The organism is Pseudomonas sp. SC11 (assembly GCF_047039205.1).
Lineage (GTDB): Bacteria > Pseudomonadota > Gammaproteobacteria > Pseudomonadales > Pseudomonadaceae > Aquipseudomonas > Aquipseudomonas boreofloridensis.
This window is the reverse complement of the sequence record NZ_CP178183.1, coordinates 823,879-847,639: the sequence shown is the minus strand read 5'-3', so window position 1 is coordinate 847,639 and position 23,761 is coordinate 823,879. Positions and strand designations below refer to the sequence as shown.

The following is a 23,761-nucleotide window of genomic DNA, read 5'->3' as shown; positions in this document are numbered from 1 at the left end:
TGAACAGCAAACGCATGTTCACGCGGTGTCGCAATCTCGGCGCCAGCGGCCGTCAGTCCAACATCGCCTTCAAGGCTCGGCAATCCGTTGCGTGCCAGTCGGCCAGGCCCGGCCAAGGGTTGTCCGCCAGGTTCACCAGGACCGTGCCGGCACCGGCGGCGCGACCGCAATCCAAGTCGTGGCGGTGATCGCCGACCATCAGCAATTGCGTGGGGGCCACGCCCCAGGCCTTGGCGATGTGCAGCAGGCCTTCGGGTTCGGGTTTGGGCGCTGCTTCGTCGCGACCCAGCACCTGCTCGACGGGGAAACAGTCGGCCAAGCCAATCGCCTGCAAGGTGATATGCGCCAGCTCGCGGGCATTGCGGGTGAGGATCGCCAGGCGACAGCCCCGCGCCGCCAACTCGCGCACCAACTCCACGGCGCCGCTGGCAGCGGTCGAGGTCAGCGCCAGTTCGCGCTCATGTTCCAGCAGCCAGGCGTGCTTGGCGGCCGCCTCGGCCGGCGGCAGCGCGGCGAGATGGCCCAGGATGTCGTCCTCGGGCGGAATCTGCAGCGTGCGGCGGATGGCGGCGAAATCGTGCACCGCCACGGTGAGGGTGCCGTCCATGTCGAACACCCAATGGCGCGCCTCGTGCAGCTTCATGCCCAGTCCTTGCGGTGGCGGATCAGGCCTTCCTGGGTGGTCGAAGCCACCAGTTGCCCGGCGCGGTTGAAGATGCTGCCGCGGCTGAAGCCGCGGGCGTTGCCGGCCCAAGGGCTGTCGGTGGCGTACAGCAGCCACTCGTCGGCGCGCAGGTCGCGGTGGAACCACAGCGCGTGGTCGAGGCTGGCGATCTGCATGTCCTTCTGCCACACCGAGCGGCCATGGGGCAGCAGCGCAGTGGTCAGCAGGCCGAAGTCCGAGGCATAGGCCAGCAGGTACTTGTGCAGCGCCGGAGTGTCGGCCAGGTTGCCGTCGGCGCGGAACCAGGCGTACTTCACCGGATCGCCGGGCTTGGGGTCGAACGGGTCGCGCTCGGTGACCGGACGAATCTCGATGGGCTTGGCGCACAGCACCTTGTCGCGGATGCGCTCGGGCAGCTTGTCGGCCATGGCCCGGGCCAGTTCCACTTCGCTGGGCAGGTTTTCCGGCCCGACCACGTCGGGCATCGTCGCCTGGTGCTCGAAACCGCCCTCGTCATACTGGAACGAGGCGCTGCAGGTGAAAATCGGATTGCCCTTCTGGATCGCCGTGACCCGGCGCGTGCTGAAGCTGCCACCATCGCGCACCCGGTCCACCGAGTACACCACCGGCATGCTGGCATCGCCCGGGCGCAGGAAGTAGCCGTGCAGCGAATGCACGTGGCGGGCGTCCTCCACCGTCTGGCTGGCCGCCGACAGCGACTGGCCCAGCACCTGGCCGCCATACAGCTGGCGGAAGCCCAGGTCCTGGCTGCGACCTCGGAACAGGTTTTCTTCGATGGGTTCGAGGCTCAACAGGTCGACCAGGTCGTCCAGTACGTGGCTCATCGGCGATGTCTCCTACGGCATTGCGGCAATCGGTTGAATGGCGCGAATCATACAGAATTTGTCAGCGCCGCCGCGCGCGAGTGCCGTTCAGCCGCGCACGCTGCGTTCCCAGTGCGCACGGTCCATGCGGTAGAGCACGTGCGGGCGCAGCGGATGGCCCTCGGGCAGACGCGGGTGCTCGAAGCGGGCCGCTTCGTCCTCACGCATGCCGATGGCCTGCATCACTTTCTGCGACGGCACGTTGTCCTGGCTGGTGAAGGCCACCACCTCGTCCAGACGCAACTGCGCGAACGCGCAGCGCAGGCAGGTCCACGCCGCCTCGCTGGCGAAGCCCTGCCCCCAGTGGCGCCGGGCCAGGCGCCAACTGATTTCCACGGCCGGTGCGAAGGGCGCTTCGAAATTGACGTTGAGCAGTCCGGTCAGGCCGATGAACGCGCCACTGTCCATGCGCTCCAGGGCCCAGAGGCCGTAGCCGTATTCGCTGAAATGCCCGCGAACGCGACCGATCAGCGCGGCGCATTCCAGGCGCGTCAAGGGCGCTGGAAAGTAGCGCATCACCTGCGGGTCGGCGCACATCTCGGCGAAAGCCGGCAGATCGTCGTCGTGCCACTGGCGCAGGTTCAGGCGTGCGCTTTCGAGGGTGAGGATGGGGGTCATGGACGGGGCTCCGGCTGGCACTGGGCTGCAGTCTACAGCGTAGGCAATGGATGAAGATTTCCTCATGTGCCGGGGCCAATGGATTTTTCACAACGGCTTCACCGGGCTCCCACAGATCCGTTCGCACAATTGCCCCACACCCGCCGCCGCCCTGTTCGCGGCCCTTTCCTGCCGGAGCCCGCGCATGCTGTCGAGCGACACCTTTACCCCCTTGGTCATGCCCACGCGCCGTACGTGGCAGCGCCTGCCGCGCATCACCCTGGCCCTGGCCCTGCCACTGCTGTTAACCGCCGCATCGGCACTGCTGTGGGCGTCGACGAGGACCACCATCGTGAACCTGGGCAACGAACGACACTTGAACGCCAGTGGCCTGCTGCAGCAGTGGGCCGAAGGTGCGGTCATCGTGATGATCCGCCATGCCGAGCGCTGCGACAGCGCGCCCGGCCCATGCCTGGACGACGCCACCGGCATCACCGTGGCCGGCAGCCAGGCCGCCAGCCGCGTCGGCGAAGGCCTGCAGCACCTGGGCCTGGGGGGCGCCGACCTGCTCAGCAGCCCGAAACTGCGCACCCGCCAGACCGCGCACTTCATCGTCGGTGACACGGTCACCAGTGAGGACTGGCTCGAAGGCTGCAACGCCCACTTCACCGAACAGGCCCTGGCGCACAAACGCAGTGGCCACAACCTGGTGCTCATCACCCATGACGGCTGCGTCGATCATTTCCAGCGCTCGCTGAGTGTCGCGCCCGGTCAACGCGACAGCGCCTACGCCAGTGCCCTGTTCGTCTCGGTCGATGGCAACGGCAAAGCACGGATTCTGGGGCGCATGAACGAGCCGGACTGGCAGCGGGTGCTGGCCACGCGGCAGCGCTGAGCGCTCGTCTTGCGCCGCATCGCCGGGGACAGGCAAGATCAGCGCTGCCTTTCGCCGCGACCCTCGCCATGTCCCTGCCCCTGATCTACCACGACGACTACAGCCCGGAATTCCCGCCCGAGCACCGCTTTCCAATGGACAAGTTCCGCCTGCTGCGCGACCACCTGGTCGCCAGCGGCCTGACCCAAGACGAGGCGCTACTGCGCCCGGCCATCTGCCCCGATGACATCCTCGCCCTGGCCCACGACCGCGCCTACATCGACCGCTACATGAGCGGCGAGCTGTCGCGCGAAGACCAGCGCCGGCTCGGCCTGCCCTGGAGCGAGGCGCTGGCCCGGCGGACTGTGCGGGCCGTCGGCGGCTCGCTGCTCACCGCCGAAATGGCCCTGCAACAGGGCATCGCCTGCCACCTGGCCGGCGGCACCCACCACGCTCACTACGACCATCCGGCCGGCTTCTGCATCTTCAACGACCTGGCGGTGATCAGCCGCTATCTGCTCGAAGCCGGGCGCGTCCAGCGGGTACTGATCTTCGACTGCGACGTGCACCAGGGCGACGGCACCGCGCGCATCCTCGAGGACACCCCGGACGCCATCACCGTCTCGCTGCACTGCGAGCAGAACTTCCCGGCGCGCAAGGCGCGCAGCGACTGGGACATCCCGCTGCCACGCGGCATGGGCGATGCGGCCTACCTACAGGTGGTGGACGATGCGCTCAACTACTTGTTGCCGCTGTATCAGCCTGACCTGGTGCTGTACGACGCCGGCGTCGATGTCCACCAGGACGATGCCCTTGGCTACCTGCAACTGACCGATGCCGGGGTTGCCGCGCGCGACGAGGCGGTGCTGCGTCATTGCCTGGGCCGCGACATTCCGGTGGCTGGGGTGATCGGCGGCGGCTACAGCAAGGACCGCGAGGCCTTGGCCCGTCGTCACGGCATTCTCCACCACAGCGCAGCGCGGGTGCTGGGTTACGCACAATGACTGTGGAACCGCCTGTGGATAACCTGAGCGAAAGCCGCTACAGCCCTTTAACTGCCTGATCTGCAAGCATCTGATCATTTTTTGCACAGTGCCTGCGGACCCAGCGCTGGGGTAGAATGCCGGGTCTTTTCCACAGCCGCCTGCCGCCATGACCGACTCTTGCCCCGCTCGCCCTCCCCTCGTCGCCGTGATCGGTGCCGGTCCTGCCGGCCTCATGGCCGCCGAGGCGCTGGCCCAGGCGGGTGTGACGGTGGAGGTGTTCGACGCCATGCCCTCGGTCGGCCGCAAGTTCCTGCTGGCCGGCGTCGGCGGCATGAACATCACCCACTCGGAGCCCTACCCCGCCTTTGTCGGTCGCTACGGCGAGCGCCGCGACGCACTCGATGCGCTGCTGCGCGACTTCGACGGACAGGCGCTACGCCAGTGGATCCACGGCCTGGGCATCGAGACCTTCGTCGGCACCTCGGGCCGGGTGTTTCCCACCGACATGAAGGCCGCGCCACTGCTGCGCGCCTGGCTCAAGCGCCTGCGCGAAGCCGGCGTGGTTATCCACACCCGGCACCGCTGGCTGGGCTGGACTGCCGAAGGGGCGCTGCGCATCGGTTATCCACAGGGCGAACGGCACGTGCACGCCCAAGCGGTGGTGCTGGCCCTGGGCGGCGGCAGTTGGGCGCGCCTGGGCTCGGACGGCGCCTGGGTGCCCGTGCTGGCCGAGCGCGCTGTGGATATCTCGCCACTGCGCCCGAGCAACTGCGGGTTCGAGGTCGAGGGCTGGAGCGAGCTGCTCAAGGCCAAGTTCGCTGGGGCGCCGCTGAAGAACATCGCCCTGAGCGTGCCGGGCAGCGTGCCGCGCAAGGGCGAGTTCATCCTCACGGCACAAGGGGTCGAGGGCAGCCTGGTGTACGCCTGGTCGGCGCCGCTGCGCGCCAGCCTGGAACGCGAAGGTCGCGCCACGTTGTTGCTCGACCTGCTGCCGGACCGGCCTGTGGACAAGATCGCCCAGGCCCTGGCCAAGCCGCGCGGTTCGCGGTCCATGGCCCGGCACCTGCAAGGGCAATTGGGCATCGATGGGGTGAAGGCTGCGCTGCTACGCGAACTGACCGACCCGGCGACCTTCGCCGATCCGCAGCGCTTGGCCGAAGCGATCAAGGCGCTGCCCATCGAGTTGCTGCGCACGCGGCCACTGGACGAAGCGATCAGCAGTGCCGGCGGGGTGCGCTTCGAGGCGCTCGACGACGACTTGATGCTCAAGGTACTGCCGGGCGTGTTCTGCGCCGGCGAGATGCTGGACTGGGAAGCGCCGACCGGCGGCTACCTACTCACCGCCTGCTTCGCCAGCGGCCTGCGCGCCGGACGGGCTGCGGCGCAGTGGGTCGCTGAACACCAGCCCGCCTCGACTAACCCATGACACCCCACCTGCAGTGCAGCCTCGTCTCGCGGTCGGCCTTGCGCCACTAGGGTTTGCGCTTACGCGGTCCGCCATTGAAACTCGGCACCTTGCGTACCGGCTTGACCGTCGGCGCAGCGTCCTCGGCGCTGTCCATCCACTTGCCCAAGCCGCGCTTGGCGCTGTTCTCCTTGGACTTCTTGGGTTTCTTCGGCTTCTTCAGTACCTGGCCGCTGGCATCGGTCATCGGCACCCGGTGATCGGGGATGAAATCCGCCTCTTCATGGCGCGGCAAGGTCTGGCGGATCAAGGTTTCGATGGCCGATAGCAGTTGCACTTCATCGGCGCACACCAGCGAGATCGCCTCGCCCTTGTTGCCGGCGCGACCGGTGCGGCCAATGCGGTGCACATAGTCCTCGGCAACGATCGGCAGATCGAGGTTGACCACCAACGGCAGGTCGTCGATGTCCAGACCGCGCGCCGCCACGTCGGTGGCCACCAGCACCTGAATCTCGCGCGCCTTGAAGGTATCCAGCGCGCGCTGGCGGGTGGCCTGGGGACGGTCGCCATGGATGCCGTCGGCCTTGATGCCGTCGGCGAGCAAGCGCTCGACCAGTTGATCGACACCGTTGCGCGTCTTGGCGAACACCAGCACCTGGCTCCAGCGCTGCTTGCGCAGCAGGTGGCAGAACAGGTCGGTCTTGCGCTTCTTGTCCACCGGCACCAGCCACTGCTTGACCGTGGTGGCGGCGGCATTGCGCGGGCTCACTTCGATACTCAGCGGATCGCTCAGCGCCAACCCGGCGAGCAGGCGGATCTGCTCGGAGAAGGTGGCCGAGAACAGCAGGGTCTGGCGCTTGCGCGGCAGCGCGGCGTACACCGCCTGCAATTCTTCGGCGAAACCCAGGTCGAGCATGCGGTCGGCTTCGTCGAGTACCAACATTTGCACCTGAGCGAATTTCAGGGCGTTCTGGCGGAACAGGTCGAGCAGCCGGCCGGGAGTGGCCACCAGCAGGTCGACGCCGCGGCGCAGGCGCATCATCTGCGGGTTGATGCTGACACCGCCATACACGGCATAGGTGCTCAGCGGCAGTTGCTCGGCATACTCGCGGATGTTGGCGTGGACCTGCTCGGCCAGCTCGCGGGTGGGCACCAGCACCAGGGCGCGGATCGAGTTGCTGTCCACCTTGCCGCCCTCCAGCGCCAGGCGTTGCAACACGGGCAGGGCGAAGCCGGCGGTCTTGCCGGTGCCGGTCTGGGCGGCGGCCATCAGGTCGCGGCCGGCCAGCACGGCGGGAATGGCCTGGGCCTGGACCGGCGTTGGATTGGAATAGCCCAACTGCTCCAGGGTGCGCAGCAGCGGTTCGATCAGGCCGAGTTTGGCGAAAGTCATGGATGTACCGTCAGAGGGGGTTCAGCGAAGGCGGCAGTTTACCGCAAGCCTGCCTTCGCTGTGGCCTTGCGCTGCTCACGCCACCTGACGCGGCGCCCGTCGCCACTGCGGCAGGCCGATCAGCACCACCGCGCCGACGATCACGCCCATGGCCAAGGCTTCCTCGGCACCGATCCGCTCGCCGGCGAAAGCGATGCCCAGCAGCACCGCCACCACCGGGTTGACGTAGGCATAGCTGGTGGCGGCCGCCGGGCGCACGTGCTTGAGCAGGTACATATAGGAACTGAACGCCACGATCGAACCGAACACCACCAGATACGCCAGCGCACCCCAGCCCGCCGCGCTCGGCATCTGCGTCAGGCGCTCGCCGCTGAGGACGCTGCCCAGCAGCAAGGCGCCGCCACCGACCAGCATTTCCGCCGCGCTGGCCATGGCGCCCTGGGGCAGCGGCAGGGTCTTGCTCCACACCGAACCGAAGGCCCAGGCAGCGGCAGCGAAGATCAGCAGCGCCGCGCCCATGGGACTGGCCTGCAGGTTCGAGCCCAGGTTGAGCAGCGCGATGCCGGCCAGCCCAAGCAGAATGCCCGCCCACTCCAGGCGCGAGTTGCGGTGGCCGAACCCCAGGCCGAACAGCAGGGTGAACAGCGGCACCGTGGCCACCGCCAGGGCGGCAACGCCCGAAGCGACACCGGCATGCTCGGCCAGGGTCACGCCGCCGTTGCCGCAACTGAGCAGCAGAAAGCCGATGGCGCCGGCCGAGCGCCACTGCGGCCAAGTGGGCGCCGGCACGCCGCGCCAACGCAGGAAGCCATACAGCAGGCTGCCGGCAATGACGAAGCGCACTCCCGCCATCAACATCGGCGGCCAGGATTCGACACCGATGCGGATGGCCAGGTAAGTGGAACCCCAGACCAGGTACAGCGCCGTGAAGGCGCCCAGGAGCAACCAGGGAAAGCGACGGGAGGCGGGCATGATAAAAGACTCGAAATCCGTTTACGGGTGTCTTAGTTTAGAAAGGCGCCTGGGCAAACATAAGTTACAAAACAGGTTTAATCAGGCATGACACTTTTCAATCAACGGTAATTGCACGGATTTACCGTCGATTGCCGGAACGAGGCTCCGATGGACAAGTACGACCGCATGCTGCTCGCCGCCCTGCTCGAGGACGGCCGCGCCTCTTACGCCCAACTCGCCCGCCAGGTCAACCTGTCACCCCCGGCCGTGGCCGAACGGGTGGCCAAGCTCGAGGCCAGCGGCGTGATCACCGGCTACACCGCCAAGGTCGATCTGGAAAAGATCGGCCTGCCGATCCAGTGCGTCATCGAGCTGCGCCTGAACAGCCACGGCAACCAGCAGGCCTACGACGCCCTCACGCGTATTCCCCAGCTCACCGAATGCCATCGGGTCACGGGTGACCCCTGCGTGATCATGCAGGCGGCGGTGGCGTCGATGACCGAGCTCGAAGCGCTGATCAATCAGGTATCGCAACTGGGTTTCAGCAAGACCGCGATCATCTTGTCCAGCGCCGTGGAACGGCGGGTGCCGCTGGATCACCTGAAACCTGACGCGATGAGATCCACCACACATTCCACTAAGCGTTGAAGGGCGCATCAGTCAACGTAACAACGCCTCCAGACGCTGACAGCCCTCTTTATGTCGCTTTCAAGCGCTGCGTGCAATGGCGGGATTGCCGAGGGGCAGCAGCGATCCCACGTCGTCACGAACAGTTGCGCACCTTCAGGCAGCGACCGCCCACGGCAGGTCGAAGTCGCGTTGAACGGTTGGGGAGCGATGAGCAGGGCCTGCGAGCAGAGGCTGCAGGCCATGGGTCGCCTTCAGTGGCCCACATCGCCGTGACTCAACCCGCATCGAAACACTATGACCAAACGAAGTATCTATACACTTCGGCTACTAACTTTCCACCGTGTAGGCTCTTTCCGACACTCAAATGAACGCCTACTTTCGCCTCAGCCCCTCGCTTGTAGATATAACAAAACGTTCACTGGACTTCCGACCAGCGGAGTCACTCCACTGCAATCAATTGAGTTCATTGATTTTTATCAGGTGTTGATTATCACATTTGCACGCGGCCTTGCTGCATCCGCTTGACTGGACACTTGCACCGGGGGCGTTTCGAACTAGCCTAGTGAACCTGACCCGTCCTAGAAGACTAGTTAAAACACATGCATTGGATAATTAATCTACCCCCCTCACAACTCTGATCTCGGTGACGCCAGAACATCGATCCCACGACCACTGGTCGAATGGAATTCAAAGGGCGGTGAGTTCGAGCGGTGAGTTCTAATTGTCGAACATGGAGAGTCGAACGATGAATGCACCCGTAGCATCCACCTCTACACACCGGGCCCTTGGGCTTCCCCACACCATGCAAGCGCACACGATAAGACCGGAGCGCTATGGCCCACCGCTGAAAGCGTTCGCCCTGGAACGTGTGACCCTTCCTCCGGTGGGAGACGATGAGTGCCTGGTAAAGGTCATGGCTGCAGGCGTCAATCACAATGGCATCTGGGCAGCACAGGGCCATCCGGTCGATGTCGTCGCACTGCAGGGTGGCGGTGGGCAGCAGCAGGGATTTCATATCGCGGGATCGGACGCCTCCGGAATCGTCGTCGCCATCGGGGAGCATGTAACCGACGTTCAGATTGGGGACGAAGTGGTCATGCATTGCGGTTGGTGGGATGAGGATGCGGTCGATGACCAGATCATGGACAGGTCTGCAAAGATATGGGGGTATGAAGTCAACTTCGGCGCGTTCGCCGAATATACCCGCGTCAAGCAAACAGCGTTGCTGCCAAAGCCTAAACATCTCTCTTGGGAGGAAGCGGCCTCCTACATGCTCTGTGGAGCGACTGCCTATCGAATGTTGTATGGATTCGCACCCCATACCCTGAAGCCAGGGGACGTGGTTCTCATCTGGGGCGGTAGCGGGGGTATGGGAACGATGGCTACCCAGTTGGTACGGGCGGCAGGCGGCATTGCAATCGTAGTGGTCAGCAGCGAGGAAAAAGCTGCGTACTGCATGGAGAACGGCGCGCACGGAACGATCAATCGCCGCGACTACAAGCACTGGGGGCCCCTCGATGACCTGCAAGATAGCGCGCTCTACCATGACTGGATGATGGAAGCTCGGCGCTTCCAAAAAGAAATATGGCGCTTGGTGGGTGCACGTAAAAACCCATCGATCGTGATCGAACATCCCGGCGAAGATACGTTCCCAACATCAAATTTCGTTTGCGCACCCGGCGGCATGGTCGTGATATGTGCCGGCACCAGTGGTTACAGGGGCACGTTCGATATCCGCTACCAGTGGATGAGGCAAAAGCGACTTCAAGGTTCGCACTTCGCCAATAGAAAACAGTGCGAGGCTTTCAACGCCTTGGTTGAACAGAAAACAATAAGACCCTGTTTGACTCGAACTTTCGAATTCCACGAACTTGCCCAGGCGCATCAACTCATGTTTGAGAATCGCGACCCCATGGGCAACATGGCCATTCGTATTGGCGCCGGTAATGGAGCATGAGCCATGGACTTTATCGAGCGGTTCATCGACATTGCACGTGCTCATCCTGAGCGTATTGCCGTTACCCAGACTGATCATTCATTGTCGTATCGGCAACTGTACCGCCGCGCTGCGGCACTGGCGCTCACCCTGCAAGCAGCCACCACCGGCCCGCTTATTGGCTTGATGATGGCAAAAAATATCAACTACATCGTCGCGCTGCTGGCGGTGCACATCTCGAGACGAACGGCCGTTGCGCTGGACCGCGGGTATCCCATCGAGCGTCAAAAACAGCTGGCCGATGCCGTTGACCTGGCGCTCTGCATTGTGGATCGACACGTCACCGAACCTCTCGACTTGGTGCGTGCTGGGACGGTCTTGCTCGACCTGAGCGAAGTCCACCCCGGCACCGAGCCGTCCGAGCCCACGGGAGTCAACGAACGTCAGGAGGCTGCTGCCTACATAGTCTTTACCTCGGGCACGACCGGACGCCCCAAGCCGGTCATGGTGCCCTACCGCTCGTTGAGCGCACTGATCGCCGGCATGATCCAACCCGATACCGCACAGGGCTGCACGCTTTTCTATGCCGCGCAGGGCTTCGACGTATCTTTTCAGGAGATCTACAGCACGCTGTGTTGCGGCCACACCCTTCATTTGATTGAAGACGATATCAAGAAAGACCTGCACATCCTCTATCGCACTCTGCACGACAGGCAGGTCACCCGGCTGTTCCTGCCCACTTCCATGCTCATCCCTTTCACGATGTTTGATCGCAATGGCGCCTTTGACCTACCGCGGCTGACACAGATCCTGGTGGCAGGTGAACAGTTGAGGATCAATCCCGCAGTCCGTAGATGGTTCCAGGAGCACCCAACCTGCCGGCTGATCAATCATTACGGGCCATCGGAAACTCACGTCGTGATGGAACATGTGCTCGAGCAGCCACCCAAGCAATGGCCCGATCTCCCTCCCCTCGGAGACGTGCTGCCTTGCAGCCGGGCCTGTGTACTGAACGAGGACCTGCAGCCGGTAGCGCCAGGCGCGTGCGGTCGTCTGTACATCGCCGGTAGATCACTGGCTCTGGGGTACTACGGCATGGCGCAGCAGACAGCCGACAGGTTCATCCATGATCCTGTATCCGGTGAGCGGATGTATGACACGGGCGATATTTGCTATCAGGACAGCAACGGCCTCTATCACTATAAAGGGCGTCACGACCGTCAGCATAAAGTGCGAGGGCATCGCGTCGAACTCAAGGAAATCGAGGTGGTGGTGTCCGACTCGGGCCTTGTTACGGACTGCCTGGTCGTTGCGCGCGAGTCGGGGGCCACGACGGTGTTGATCCTCTACTACACCACACACGCAGCGGATCAAGACGTCACCCTCGCTCTACACACGCACTTGGCCGCGCAATTGCCTGAGTACATGCTGCCCTCTTTCTATCAGCGGATAGCCGCCATTCCGCTCAACCATAACGGCAAAGCCGATCCGCAACGTTTACCTCGACTCGGTAGCGCACGCGATCAACTCCCAGGGCATTACGAACCCCCGCACGGCCCCATGGAAATTCAGTTGTGCGCAATCGCCGCCTCCTGCCTCGGACTGGACAAGGTCGGCGCACTCGACAACTTCATGGACCTGGGCGCCAGTTCAATCACTTTGCTGTTGCTCATGGCGGAGTTGCGTCATGCGCTGGGTCGCGATCTGCGTCTGACAGACCTGTATGAATTCCCCTGCGCACGCCATCTCTGCGCGCACTTGGCCCGTCCTCACAGCGTCACACCGCCGCCCGATAGACCGTTGCCGGTCAGTGATCGCAGGCAGCGCTGTGCTGCCATGGCAACTCTATCGGCCAAGAGGAGGCACTGAAGATGAGCGAGCTCAATGACCAACAGTCGGGATTCGAAGACACCGCGATCGCCATCGTCGGCATGGCATGCCGCTTCCCGGGTGCCAATTCGGTGCATCAATACTGGCAGAATCTCCTGAATGGCGTGGAGAGCATCGAGGTTTCCCAAGATCAGGCAGGCAGAATTCACGCCAAGGCGCAGATCACGCACATCGAGTGCTTTGATCACGAATTTTTCGGCTTCAGCCTCAAGGAGGCGATGTTGTTGGATCCGCAACAGCGGGTGTTGCTCGAATGTGCGTGGGAAGCGATGGAAGATGCCGCGCTACATGGCCGAACAGCAGCCACTGGGGTGTTCTGCGGTGCGGGTCCAAGTTCGTATTTCATTAACAATGTCTATGGCTTGCAAGCACACGACAGTGCATGCGCCCTGTACCAGTCCTCTGAAGCGCTCGCCCGCTTCATGGCCACTGACAAGGAATTCCTTGCCAGCAGAATTGCCTACAAACTCGATTGCCGTGGGCCGGCGGTGAATGTTCAGGCCGCATGCGCAACCTCTTTATTTGGCGTCCAGGCTGCCGTACAGGCCCTGCTTCTAGGCGAATGCGAAAGCGCGGTGGTCGGCGCCAGTGCTATCTCGGTACCTCAGACGATTCCTTACTTCTTCGAGCCTGGGATGCCGTTCAGCTCGGACGGTCACTGCCGTCCGTTCGACGCCCAGGCCAGCGGCACCATCTTTGGTTCCGGGGCGGCGGTCATCGTGCTCAAGCGACTGAGCGACGCGCTTGCCCAAGGCGATGAGATTCATGCGCTCATTCGGGGTATTGCAACCAACAATGACGGTGCTCACCGGGCAGGCATGTCGGCGCCATCCGTGGCAGGCCAGACTCAGGTGGTGAGTGAAGCGTTGAGTCTTGCAGAGAGCTCGCCGGAGCGCATCCACTACATCGAGGCCCACGGCACCGCCACGCCCATTGGCGACCCGATTGAAGTCAAAGCCTTGGCCAACGTCTTCGCTGAACGCTCCAGGCAGTCACTCTGCTATCTGGGCAGCGTCAAGGGCAACATCGGCCACTTGGGATGGGCAGCGGGCATGGCAGGACTGATCAAAGGGATCATGATCGCCAAGTACCGCAAGATTCCGGCGACGCTCCACCTACACACTTACAATCCAGAACTGCACATCGAAGACACGCCATTTGAAGTCAACCGGAACACGATTGACCTTGATGTCGATCGTGTCCAGATCGGCGTCAGCAGCTTCGGCTTGGGTGGCAACAACGCCCATTTGATCCTGGAAACGGCGCCTACGCACGCTCATGCCCCAGCAGTGCCCGCGCTCCCGGCAGGTCTCGTTCCTCTGTCAGCACGCTCCCCGCAAGCCCTACGTGAATTGATAGCGCAATACAGGGAGTTTCTACATACCCAGCCGGATGAGGCCTACGCCACATTCGTGGCCAACCTGTGGCAACGGCGCACGCACTTTGACCATCGCGCTTGCCTGGTCGCTACCGACCGCTCACAAGCCATGCAAGGCCTGCAAGACCTGCAGGACATGCCACTGCCCATCAGGCACTCGCAGCCGGTTCGAGTCGCTTTGATGTTCTCGGGCCAGGGCGGCGAACATCGGGGCATGGCGCGCGCGCTGTATGAGCGAGAGCCCGTTTTCCGCCAGGCAGTGGATGAGTTCGACGCGATCTGCAGCACGACGTTCGCGGCACGGGCAGCGCAATTACTGTTCGATGACCACTTCAGTGGCGCGCTCGAAACGGATATCTCTCGCTCCCAGCCTTTGATCTTCATTGTGCAAGTGGCGATGGCGCGCTTGCTCCTGAGCAACCTTCATGCACCTGACGCGTTACTGGGGCACAGCCTGGGAGAATATGCTGCGGCCTGCATCGCAGGCGTCTTCACCCCTGAGCAAGGCTTCATGATCGTCACCGAGCGCAGCCGTCTACTGCATTCGATCGGCGAGCAGGGCGCCATGCTGATGATCGCAACGGACCAGGAACAAGTCATCGAGCTGATGCAAGCGTGTGGCGTCAACGCATCCATCGCGGCAACCAATACGCAGGCCAACACCGTAGTATCGGGAAGCGTTGCCGACATCGAGACCCTGATGCGACATGCTGATACCTGCGCAGTCACCCACCAGCGCCTGAACATCAGCAGGCCGGGACATTCGGCGCTCCTGGAGCCCTTGCTGGAACAGTTCGAGGCATTCGTCTCGCAGTTCGAACTGGCCTCCCCGTCCATGCCGCTGATCTCGGGCCTGACCGGAACAATGGCAGACAGCGCGGTGGCCCAGGCCGCTTACTGGCGTCGCCAACTGCGCGAGACCGTCAACTGGCAGAGCGCTTACGCCTGCGCCGTGGAGCGAGGGTGTACCCATTTCGTCGAGGTCGGCGTATCCAGTGCCTTGTCTGCGATGGCAGTCGGGCAATCCCCTTCAGAGGTCATCGTTCTTCCAATGACTCGCAAGGGGCGCGCTAGCGATCAGCAGTACCTCGCGGTGCTCGCACGGCTCTACAGCGATGGCGCCCAACTCAGCAGTTCGCTGGCACCGTCGCCCCACTTGCTCGAAGGATTGCCAAGTTATCCATTTCAACGGGTGCGCTGCTGGATCGAAAGCAACGTCCCTGAGGCGAGCACACCAAGCCTTTACAAAACCACTTGGCATCCACTTTCCTGGGAAAATGCTCAATCGATCAGCTCGCCCCCCACGAACGTGTTGTTGCTCACCCCAGATTCGAATTCCAGATACTGCTCAGCACTGCAACGGGCTTTCGGCCACGTCTGGGCTGTGGACTCGGCCCCCTGGATAGGGGCTGCCCAAGGATCCGATCACTGCGCGCCTGCCGCAATCGACACGCTTTGGCGAGAGTACCCGGAAGGATTCGACTGCGTTTACGCAGACCTCACTCATCTGCCGACAGACGAGCCAGACGCGGCAGTCGTGGTGTGTGCCTATCTTCTGGACCTCGTGCGTAGCCTGACGCGAACGTACGCACAACTGCCTCGGCTTTGTGCGATCTGTGCAAGTCCGGCCGCAATGGCCCATCCCGATCATCCTTCAGCACTCGCCACCAGCGTGGCCGCCTTGTTCCGCACTGTCATGATCGAATGTCCACAACTGCGGGCGTGCGTGGTGCATTTCGTCCAGCCTTCGCCTGCGCAACCGGATGATGAAAACGAGTGGAGGGTGTTACGGCAGGTGCTGCACAGCGATGAAGCGCTGGTGCACTGTAGCGACGGCACTGCTCAGGTCCCGCGCCTGGAGGCAGCGCACCTCGAGCAGACACCCATGAAGTTCGACAACGGCATAACGTATCTACTGCTGGGCGGCGGCGGAGGGATTGGCAGACATTTGATACAGCGTCTTGTGGACGATCATGTCAGCGCTATTCATGTGATTGGACGATCCCTGCGGCCGGCAGATGAACTGCAGGCAATCATGCGTTGCCATCCTCAGGTCCACTACCACTGTATGGATACCAGCAGTGAACAAGGGCGGGAAGAATGTCGTGCCTGGGCCAGCAGCGCTCGCCTGGGCAAGCTGTGCCTGTTCAATCTGGCGGTGGATCTGCAAGACAAGCTGTACGAAGACGTCAGCTTCGAGGATCTGCGACGGGCATTCGCAGCCAAGTGCACAGCCATCCTCACGCTGTGCACTGTGCTTGCCGAACGAGGCTTGCAGATCCAGTGGGTGATCAACTTCTCCTCCGCTACTGCGTTGCTGGGCAATGGCGGACAAGCGGCCTACGGGGCTGCCAGCGCCTTCCTCGACGCATTGCCAACCCAGTGCTTTGGCACCGCAGCCAACGTCTCCACCATCAACTGGGGCGTTTGGCTCGACGCCGGAGCACTACGCGATCAGCCTCAACGTCAACACGTCTTGCAAGCCGGCGGACTGCTGGGGCACTCGAGCGCCCAAGGCATCGATTACTTGAGTCAACTGATGGCACAACCGCCTGGCAACAGCGCATTCATGAAGTTGGACGTCGAGCAGCTCGCTGCTCGCTCGCCCGCATGCGCCAGGTTGCTTGAGCAGTTGCCCCCCTCAGCCCAGGCCAGCGCGATCTCAACCCCGGATTTTCTCACCCTGGCTGAAAGGCTCGGTACCTGTCACGACGAGCGAGCCAGGCGCTCGGAGCTCGAGCCGTGGCTGATGAAAACCGTGGACAACCTGGTAGGACTGAACGCCTCTACACAACGCAGCTTCCAGGACATCAGCCAGGCGACGCTGGCCGAGTTGGGTTTTGACTCACTGGCGAAGGTGCAATTGCGCAATGCGCTCACCACGCAGTTGGGTATTGATTACAGCATCAAGCAACTGCAGCAGATCGCCAATATGGACGCGCTCGCGCAGGTGGTCGCAACCTTGACCGGGACCGAACAATGGCGGGCGCCCGGCGCTCGACCGCAGTCACTGGATAGCGTGGAACCAGGGGAGCCCTCCGTGTCGATCCAGCAGGTTCGCTGGCTTTCGCTGATCGCCAAAGGGTACGGCCTGCGGGTCATTCCCTATCGAATTCATGCGCCGCTTCAGCGCGAGCATTGCTATGCGGCCTTGTCTCAAGTGCTGGACGAAGAGCCGCTGCTGCGCACCTTTTTCCCGCAAGGTAGACCACAGATCCGCTCGACCCACGAAGTACTTGACAGCTTCGACGCGCTTTTCGTGGACCTGCGAGATGTCGCCGATCCAGCCCAGCAGCTTGGTGAGCAGGTGCGCGCAATGGCTCGCACGCTACCCCAGCCGCAGGTGAACGTGACCTGGGCACTGCGTTTCATTGACGTGGGAGAACCCTTTTTCATCGCGCTGCTAGGTGTGCAGCACCTGGAGTTCGATGGCAAATCGCTGACGCTGATGCTCGAGCGATTCGCCCATTGCCTGCACGCCTTCATGCGAGATCAAACGCCACGCGCACGCGCAGAGGGCCTGCGCTACGCCGACTACGCCAGAAGGCAGGCCCAGTACCAGAGCACTTGGGCGGAAGATGCCGCCTTCTTCCGGGGGCTGTTCAACGCCTTCGAGGGTCCCACAGCACTGCCTGACCACCCAGGGTTCACCTCGACGACGGTGGCGCCTTCAAGCCGATACAGTATTGAATTGCCATCGGCCAATCGGCGCCTGGCGACCTTGGGGGGCCAATACGGTTTCAGCGTATTCAATGCGGTCTTGTATGCCTATGCCTCCACCATGGCGCACGTGTTGCGGTGCGACAAGCTGATGATAAGCACGATCAATAGCGGCCGCGGTCTCGAGGAGCTCAACGATGTCATTGGCCCCTTCACTTCGCCTTGGCCCATTCCAATTACGGTGCATCACCAGTGGCTTGATGGCATAGGGATGGTCGCACGCACGATCAACGCCATGCAGGACTATCCGTTGATGCACCCAAGTATGCTGATTGATGTTGTCCCAGCATTCGCGGGTATGGCACTGGATACCTACTTCTCCGATCTGGGCATCAACTTCCTCAACTATCGGCACACGGTCCCGGCGCCAGATCAGGTGCGTGTGGAAGGTGTAGAAATTCTCGGGCCCATCTCAGACCGTCTATTGGCCCAAGCGAATATAGAAGACATGCAGCGTGTCCCTGGCCTGCACTTGGTAGTCGAGATACTTGACGACGACCTGCGCTTGAATTTCTGGCATCACAGTCAGCGCTTCAGCCACAAGCAGGTAGAAGGTTGGGCACAGTTGATGAGCCAGAAGCTCGATGCCCTACTCCAACTGAAGGAGCGTGACGTGTGAGCCAGGACCGTATTTCATTGCTGTGTTTTTCCTACGCGGGAGGTAGCGCGAGTTTCTACGCACGCTGGCAACGTCTACTACCGATGGCCCAGGTCATACCTGTGGACTTGCCGCCACGGGGCCAGTCGCCCGGGGCCCCTGCGTTCAACAGCCGTGAAGCCACGATCACCTATCTGCTCGAACAGGTGCAAAGCCGCTGCCGCGGCCGGTTCGCGTTGTTCGGGCATAGTCTTGGCGGTCGGCTCGCCTTTGAGCTGCTCGTCAGTCTTGAGCAGCGTCTGGAACTGCGCGCAGAGGCACTGTTCGTCAGTGGCTGCCTGGCCCCCGAGCGCTTCGCCGTTGCCATGGGCGCCTATGAACGTGATCTGAGCGATCAGCGCCTGCTGCAGGTTCTCCAGGACTTGGGCGGTACGCCGCCAGAACTGATGAGCAACCCTGAACTCATGCAACAGGCTCTGCCGGTCATACGCGCAGATTTTCAGCTGGCCATCGACCTCTCCAGATGCCCGCCTGCACAGGTATCGGCGCCCGTTCATCTCATACTGGGCGATAACGACCCGGTGACCGATCAGCAGCCCGATTACTCGGGCTGGGCGCGTCAAACGTTGGGCAGGTGCCAATTGACGACGGTCGCAGGCGATCACTTCTTCATCCGTACGAACTTCGCAGCCGTAGCTGAGACGGTGGCACGAACGCTTCGTGAGGTCACCGCACATGCCTATTGAACTGCCCGCTCACCCGTACCCAGCGCGTTGCTCGACGATTCAGGACATTCATCAGTGCATGCTCACGCTGTCACGAACGGGGCCAGGTTGCGCTTATCGATGGTGCATCCTCGACTGGCAGACAGGCTCGCGCTTCGAACAGGCCGCCGATGCGCCATGCCCTGCCTCGAGTACCCGCAAACTGTTCATCCTCATTGCGGTACTGCGCGAAATCGAAACCGGTAACTGGCGGCTCGACGACCGGCTTTGGCTCCTTCCGCAGGCGGCTGGCCAGCAGACGTGCGGGGCATTATGGCTACTGGACGAACCCCGCGCGTTCACCATTGCGGAGTTGCTCAAATGCATGATGGCCCTGAGCGACAACGTAGCCACGTTCCATCTCGTGCGTCGGCTCGGCCTGCAGCGGCTCAATGCGTTTTCAAAGACGTTGCAGTTGCAGCACACCCACCATGTCGGTGCCGTCCCCAACCCGCTGCTCGATGCAGACCATCCCCTGGAAGCGGTGAATACCACCACCGCTTCGGACCTGGTGAAAGCCCTGGAGTTGATGGTGCAGGGCGTCCAAGGCACCGGCAGGGGCCCCACATTCATTGCCCAAGAACTGTGTGAATTCGGCTTGGCGTGCATGCGTGGGCAACAAGACACCACGGCAATCCGAAGTTGGCTCGACGAGGCCAGTCACGTAGGTGATAAACACGGCATTGGTTATCGCAACTACAACAACGTGGGTTACTTCATGCGCCAAGGTCAGGTGAAGGTGATCGTTTCGGTCATCGTTGACGACCTGAACCACGTCGCTCCCACCACATGCGCCTTTGCCCACGCCAGGGACTTCATTGGGCTGTTTTCACGCCTACTCGATGACTACTGCACACTTCAGCATGATTAACGGAGCCCGGACCCATGACCCTCTCATTGGCGAAGTCCTACAACGGCAAAACTGACGTGTACGAGCGCGCAAGACCGCTCTACCCCAGTGCCGCGATCACGTGGATCAATCACTGCGTTCCACGCCTGTCCACGCTACCGATTGTCGATATCGGGGCAGGCACAGGTATTCTCACCCGCCAGCTTGGCGCTTTAGGGCTCCCCATGATCGGCATCGAACCCAATAGTCAGATGCTCGCTCAAGCGCGTGACCGTGACCAGAACGCAGACTATCGACAGGGATCTGCCGAAGACACCGGACTGGCCCCAGGCTCGGCCCGTGCAATTGTGTGCGGGCAATCCTTCCATTGGTTCGATACTCGGCGAGCGGCTGAGGAGTTTCGCCGAATCCTGAACATCGGCGGACCGGTCATACTGGCGTGGAACATCAGAAGCCCTGACCACGACGCCTTCCATATCGCTTATGAAGCCATGCTCGCACAGAGCTTCGAGCACTATGCACAGACGCTCGAGATCGACCGGGAACTCGAGGACCGCGTGAACGACTTCTACGCTGGGCAGTTCGAAGAACGCAGATTTGCCAATGCCCAGCAGTTGGGAATTGATGAATTCATCGACAGAACCTTGTCGTGCTCGTACGCCGCGTTGCCGGGAACCGCCGAGTACGAAGCTGCGATTGCAGCCCTGCAAGCGCTTCATCGTCAATTCCAGGTGCAAGGTCAAGTATCGCTTCGGTACTCAACGCGTGTCGTCCATGGCGTTATCTAAACCTCTGGCGCTTGCGTCGCTGTTTCACGGCCGTGGATTGATCGTTCCTTTGTCGGCCTTGCCGACATTGGCGCGTGCCGCATTCATGGCCTACTTCCTGGTGTACTTGAAGGTCAACTTCGGCCTCGCAGTGGACCAAATAGGACTGTTCATCGCTGGCTTTGTCTTGTTCAGTTCACTGGTGAGCTTAGTGGCGGGAGCGCTGACCGATCGGCTAGGGCCCAAGTGGGTGATCGTACTTTCACCCCTGCTGCAAAGCGCGGCCTATGTGGGACTGCAACTGTGCGACTCGTTGATCGTCGCGTTCATGCTGTGTCTGATCCTGAACCTGGCGTACCTGGCTTCGGAGACTGCGGTGCGTCTGTGCATCGCTCGCTGGTTCGGTGCGCATCAGACGGCAGGCGTCCTCTCGGTGAAGTACAGCCTGACCAACATCGCCTACGCCGTCGGGCCATTGATGGGCCTTTGGTTGCACAGCCTCGGCGGAAATCCGCTACTACTGTGCGCAGTCATGGCTTCACTGTTGATGGCTGCAATCTTTCTCCCCTGGCAGCCAAGCGACTCTGGCAGCGACGACTCCACCCCCCAGGAAACGATGCGGTCGACCCTCAGGAGCATGGTCGCAGACCGAACATTACTGACCTACACGCTGGCGACTATCTTGCTCGCAGGCGTGTTTGGCCAGTTTCATCTCTACATCGGCCAATATCTGCTGACGCGCTACTCGGTCCAGCAGATGTACGAAATCATCAATGTCGTCTTCATCACTAACGCGCTGACGTCCGCCTGCTTGCAATATGTGTTGGGCCGTCACGTCTCAGTTGAACATTTCGCGCGCTGGATCGGACTGTGCCTGGCGGCCTTTGCCATTGGGCTCGTTGGCTTCGGCACGTCCAGCACACTGGTGGGATGGATACTGTTCACGCTGATATTCACCGTCGGCGAAATCATCGTGCAACCTGTCGAATTTCTGTTCATCACTGAGATCGCGCCGGCACACCGGGCCGGGGCCTACTACAGCTCGCAGAATCTAACGTATTTGGGTGCCGCTTCCACTCCGCTGGTGGCCGGGCTGATCCTTTCTCAGGCAAGCCCGATCTGGCTGTTGATTTATCTTCTGACATTGCTCGCCACAGGCGGGGGTATATTGCTGCGACACAGTCGGAAAATCCGCCCAACCGTACTCGTCGACGAGCACGGTGACGGACGGTGAGCCTAGGTTCAGTAGGACTTGGCAAATAGCGCCATTGTCTTGGTCGGTTGCCCGGTGAATAAACAATGGTGTGTATCGCCTGTTTGTTGCAGGGGCAGACAACGGACACTGACGCCCATGCCTGAGAGCCCCTCTTCTACGTGAGGATGATCTACAAAAGGCGCCAGTACGAATGGCGCAGTCTGCTGCTCTTCCTCGAACGCTCGCTTGAAATCGCTTAATGAAGTTACAGTGATCGTCCGCTCCAGTAAACGCTGACTGGCCTGTTCCAATAACCGGTCCTGTATCCCTTGAAGTCGCTGACTTACGCTATGGATAAAGTGTTCGACTGTCGAACTTTCAACCTCTTTGGGCTCGGTCCGAAGACTTAACGACACGGTGCTTGCCAGAACTTCCCTGGCGCCAATCTCAACCCGTATCGGAACACCTCGTTTAATGTGGTACCACTTCTTGTCCGCACCGCTTAGTTCTCGTTTATCCACCAGCGCTCGTACCGGTTGATCGTCCCAGCGCTGCGCTGACAGTCGCGAGCGCAGTACGTCGCAAGCCTCCAGGATCGACTGTCTGTCCGACTCATCGCGAACGACGGGCACGATGACTATCTGCACGGGCGCCACTTTGGGTGGAACCCGCAGACCATCGTCGTCACCGTGCGTCATGATCATTGCGCCGATCATTCGTGTGGACACCCCCCAGGAGGTCGTCCAGGCGAATGCTCGCTGACCGTCGCGATTGATGAAGCGGATATCGGAAGCTTTAGCGAAATTCTGCCCCAGAAAATGCGACGTACCCGCCTGCAACGCCTTGCCGTCCTGCATCATGGCTTCGATGGTGTAGGTATCGACCGCGCCAGGAAAGCGCTCCCAGGAGCACTTGAGGCCCTTGATGACCGGAATCGCCAGGTGGTCGTGGACGAAGTCCGCGTAGATATTCAACATTCTCAGAGTTTCCTCCAGAGCCTCCTCTTTGCATGCATGGGCCGTATGGCCTTCTTGCCACAGGAACTCCGAAGTTCGCAGGAAGATCCGCGGCCGCATTTCCCAGCGCAGCACATTGGCCCACTGGTTGATCAGCAATGGCAGATCCCGATAACTCTGTACCCAGCGAGCAAATGAGGCGCCTATCACCGTTTCGCTGGTCGGCCTGATGATCAGCGGCTCTTCGAGTTCACCGGCGGCGACCAGAGCACCCTCTGCGTCCTGCTCGAGACGATGATGGGTGACGACTGCGCACTCTTTGGCGAAGCCCTCGACATGATCGGCCTCCTTTTGCAGAAACGACAATGGAATCAATAACGGAAAGTAAGCATTAACATGGCCCGTCTCCTTGAAACGCCTGTCCAGTTCTTGCTGAATATGTTCCCAAATACCATAACCCCAGGGTCGAATGACCATGCAACCCCTTACTGGCGAATTCTCAGCCATCTCAGCGTGCAGGACGACTTGCTGATACCACTCTGGGAAGTTCTCGGCTCGCGTAGGTTTGATTGCAGTTTTCATACAGGCTCTACATAGCAGATGATTTGGAATGTAAAACCATCAGCATAGACGCGCTGCGGCAGAGCGCCACTTCACAGTTGCATCGCGTATTTCAGCGAAGTGTGTTTACACACCACGAATTCGATCGGCCCATATGTTCGGGAACCGTACCGGCTGCTGCACTATGAAAACAGCCCCCAAAACTGCGACGTGATCAATGTCGCTTGAGCAGACAGCCTTCGATAGGCACGTAGTGTGTCGCCTGCCTGATCAACGACAGAGCGGTCAGGCCCGGCGCGCCATAGACCTGAGTCTGCACACCGAAACGGCGCATCACCCGCTCCAGCAACTGGTCGAAATCGCCGTCGCCGGAGGCCAGCACCACCAAATCGACTCGGCTGGCGGCTTCGTACACGTCCAAGGTGATGCCCACGTCCCAGTCGCCCTTGGCCGAGCCGTCGCTGCGCTGGATGTAGGGCTTGAGGCGCACCTCGAAACCCAGGTTGCGCAGGATCTGCTGGAACTGCTGCTGCTTGCTGTCACCGCGGTCGATAGCATAGGCCAGCGCCTCGACGATTTCGCCCTGGGCGCTGACCTGCGACCACAGCGCGCTGTAGTCGAAGTGGCAGCCATGGGCTTGGCGCACGGTGTAGTAGAGGTTCTGGACGTCGGCGAACAGGGCGATCTTTTTCAACTGGCAGCCGCTCCCGCTGGAATGCGCTCAATCGTGGCAGCGGCCTGGCGCCGCGAAAAAAGGGG

The 23,761-nt window shown here is 61.6% G+C and carries 18 protein-coding genes; 11 read left to right on the top strand and 7 right to left on the bottom strand.

Annotated features, from left to right (window positions below):
* Window positions 1-52 precede the first annotated feature (52 nt).
* The 3 genes from ACK2SD_RS03920 to ACK2SD_RS03910 all read right to left on the bottom strand — a co-directional run bounded on the left by ACK2SD_RS03920 (window position 53) and on the right by ACK2SD_RS03910 (window position 2,166).
* Window positions 53-643, bottom strand: a complete 591-nt coding sequence (locus tag ACK2SD_RS03920) for an HAD family hydrolase (protein WP_412461402.1) — start codon at window positions 641-643, stop codon at window positions 53-55.
* A complete protein-coding gene (tesB, locus tag ACK2SD_RS03915) occupies window positions 640-1,509 on the bottom strand; it encodes an acyl-CoA thioesterase II (RefSeq protein WP_412461401.1) in 870 nt (289 codons plus the stop codon). Before tesB ends, ACK2SD_RS03920 begins: the two co-directional genes overlap by 4 nt.
* Window positions 1,510-1,596: 87 nt before the next feature.
* Window positions 1,597-2,166 (bottom strand): GNAT family N-acetyltransferase, encoded by a 570-nt coding sequence (locus ACK2SD_RS03910; protein ID WP_412461400.1) that lies wholly within the window; start codon window positions 2,164-2,166, stop codon window positions 1,597-1,599.
* Window positions 2,167-2,350: 184 nt separating this feature from the next.
* Here ACK2SD_RS03910 and ACK2SD_RS03905 point away from each other — a divergent pair, with 184 nt between their 5' ends.
* The 3 genes from ACK2SD_RS03905 (at window position 2,351) to ACK2SD_RS03895 (ending at window position 5,431) form a co-directional block, all read left to right on the top strand.
* Window positions 2,351-3,040: a histidine phosphatase family protein gene (locus ACK2SD_RS03905; RefSeq protein WP_412461399.1), complete on the top strand. Its 690-nt coding sequence runs from the start codon at window positions 2,351-2,353 to the stop codon at window positions 3,038-3,040.
* A gap of 68 nt (window positions 3,041-3,108) precedes the next feature.
* Entirely contained in the window at window positions 3,109-4,023 is a 915-nt protein-coding gene (locus ACK2SD_RS03900) for a histone deacetylase (protein ID WP_295488478.1), read from the top strand.
* Between the two features lie 148 nt (window positions 4,024-4,171).
* Window positions 4,172-5,431 (top strand): TIGR03862 family flavoprotein, encoded by a 1,260-nt coding sequence (locus ACK2SD_RS03895; protein WP_412461398.1) that lies wholly within the window; start codon window positions 4,172-4,174, stop codon window positions 5,429-5,431.
* Window positions 5,432-5,477: 46 nt separating this feature from the next.
* On the opposite strand, the gene ACK2SD_RS03890 is transcribed toward ACK2SD_RS03895, so the two are convergent.
* Entirely contained in the window at window positions 5,478-6,803 is a 1,326-nt protein-coding gene (locus ACK2SD_RS03890; RefSeq protein ID WP_412461397.1) for a DEAD/DEAH box helicase, read from the bottom strand.
* A 75-nt stretch (window positions 6,804-6,878) separates the two neighbouring features.
* On the bottom strand, window positions 6,879-7,775 hold the full coding sequence (gene yedA, locus ACK2SD_RS03885; RefSeq protein WP_317870529.1) for a drug/metabolite exporter YedA: 897 nt from the start codon (window positions 7,773-7,775) through the stop codon (window positions 6,879-6,881).
* Between the two features lie 150 nt (window positions 7,776-7,925).
* Between yedA and ACK2SD_RS03880 the strand changes: the two genes are divergently transcribed.
* From ACK2SD_RS03880 to ACK2SD_RS03845, 8 genes are all read left to right on the top strand, one after another.
* Entirely contained in the window at window positions 7,926-8,405 is a 480-nt protein-coding gene (locus ACK2SD_RS03880; RefSeq protein ID WP_412461396.1) for an Lrp/AsnC family transcriptional regulator, read from the top strand.
* A gap of 712 nt (window positions 8,406-9,117) precedes the next feature.
* Window positions 9,118-10,344, top strand: coding sequence for a crotonyl-CoA carboxylase/reductase (ccrA, locus tag ACK2SD_RS03875; RefSeq protein ID WP_412462264.1), 1,227 nt, complete (start codon window positions 9,118-9,120; stop codon window positions 10,342-10,344).
* A gap of 3 nt (window positions 10,345-10,347) precedes the next feature.
* The gene (locus ACK2SD_RS03870) at window positions 10,348-12,192 is read left to right on the top strand and encodes a non-ribosomal peptide synthetase (RefSeq protein ID WP_412461395.1); all 1,845 of its coding nucleotides are present in this window, start codon (window positions 10,348-10,350) and stop codon (window positions 12,190-12,192) included.
* 2 nt (window positions 12,193-12,194) lie between these two features.
* Window positions 12,195-17,930, top strand: coding sequence for an SDR family NAD(P)-dependent oxidoreductase (locus ACK2SD_RS03865; RefSeq protein ID WP_412461394.1), 5,736 nt, complete (start codon window positions 12,195-12,197; stop codon window positions 17,928-17,930).
* Window positions 17,927-18,655, top strand: coding sequence for a thioesterase II family protein (locus ACK2SD_RS03860; protein WP_304485225.1), 729 nt, complete (start codon window positions 17,927-17,929; stop codon window positions 18,653-18,655). The genes ACK2SD_RS03865 and ACK2SD_RS03860 overlap by 4 nt, the downstream gene beginning before the upstream one ends.
* Window positions 18,656-18,713: 58 nt before the next feature.
* Window positions 18,714-19,544: a serine hydrolase gene (locus tag ACK2SD_RS03855; protein ID WP_039580469.1), complete on the top strand. Its 831-nt coding sequence runs from the start codon at window positions 18,714-18,716 to the stop codon at window positions 19,542-19,544.
* Between the two features lie 14 nt (window positions 19,545-19,558).
* Entirely contained in the window at window positions 19,559-20,311 is a 753-nt protein-coding gene (locus tag ACK2SD_RS03850) for a class I SAM-dependent methyltransferase (RefSeq protein ID WP_412461393.1), read from the top strand.
* Window positions 20,298-21,524, top strand: a complete 1,227-nt coding sequence (locus tag ACK2SD_RS03845) for an MFS transporter (protein WP_412461392.1) — start codon at window positions 20,298-20,300, stop codon at window positions 21,522-21,524. The genes ACK2SD_RS03850 and ACK2SD_RS03845 overlap by 14 nt, the downstream gene beginning before the upstream one ends.
* Window positions 21,525-21,532: 8 nt before the next feature.
* Here ACK2SD_RS03845 and proS read toward each other — a convergent pair whose 3' ends face one another.
* Both proS and ACK2SD_RS03835 read right to left on the bottom strand, forming a co-directional pair.
* Entirely contained in the window at window positions 21,533-23,023 is a 1,491-nt protein-coding gene (proS, locus tag ACK2SD_RS03840; RefSeq protein ID WP_317870521.1) for a proline--tRNA ligase, read from the bottom strand.
* Window positions 23,024-23,216: 193 nt separating this feature from the next.
* Window positions 23,217-23,696, bottom strand: a complete 480-nt coding sequence (locus ACK2SD_RS03835) for an NYN domain-containing protein (protein ID WP_039580479.1) — start codon at window positions 23,694-23,696, stop codon at window positions 23,217-23,219.
* Window positions 23,697-23,761: the final 65 nt, after the last annotated feature.